Annotated in this window: 1 pseudogene; it reads left to right on the top strand. The window is 56.6% G+C overall.

Features of this window, described 5'->3' with window-relative positions:
* Nucleotides 1–229, top strand: a pseudogene (locus tag AC0L3O_RS35480) (hypothetical protein); the annotation flags it as partial.
* Nucleotides 230–592 lie beyond the last annotated feature (363 nt).

The following is a 592-nucleotide window of genomic DNA, read 5'->3' as shown; positions in this document are numbered from 1 at the left end:
TCCCGCCGGCGTTCCGGTTCAATCCAAGTGCAAAAGGCTCACCATGGGCGAGGAAGAAAAGTCCGACCGCGACCGAATGACGGATTTCCAGGCACAGTTCCTCGCCAAGGAAGCCGGAATAACTGAAGCTCAAGCGCGCGAGCTGATCGAGTTGATCGGCACCGATCGGGCATCACTACTTCGGGAAGCTCGGCTACTGAAAAGCCGGCTGAAGCCGCCGGACGCTTAGGAGCATTCACAATACTATCCATATGGGACAATTTTGAATAGAAGCGGCTCGATTGAATGAGGGTCGCGCGCGAGCAGATATCGATGATCTTCGCCAGACGATAAACGATACCCGCCGCCTAATACTGGCACCCGTAAGCTGTTGGATCGCATTGCCGCAGACGATACGCTGAGCAGTAATCAAGCGCCTAAAATCCCGCACCCCAAATCGCACAGCATTCCACGCTCGACCTTTGCACATCGGCCGTCGATTCACGCGGCCTGCGGAGAGGACCGCGGCTGATTGTAGGGCGCAGGTGCAGCGTGCCATCTACGACTTCTTGGTCTTCGAATTCCTCTTCGGTTTCGGTGCCGATGCAGCAGG

It is taken from the genome of Mesorhizobium sp. WSM4810 (assembly GCF_055811235.1).
The sequence above is the reverse complement of the archived record's forward strand: the minus strand, read 5'-3'. Positions and strand labels throughout refer to the sequence as shown.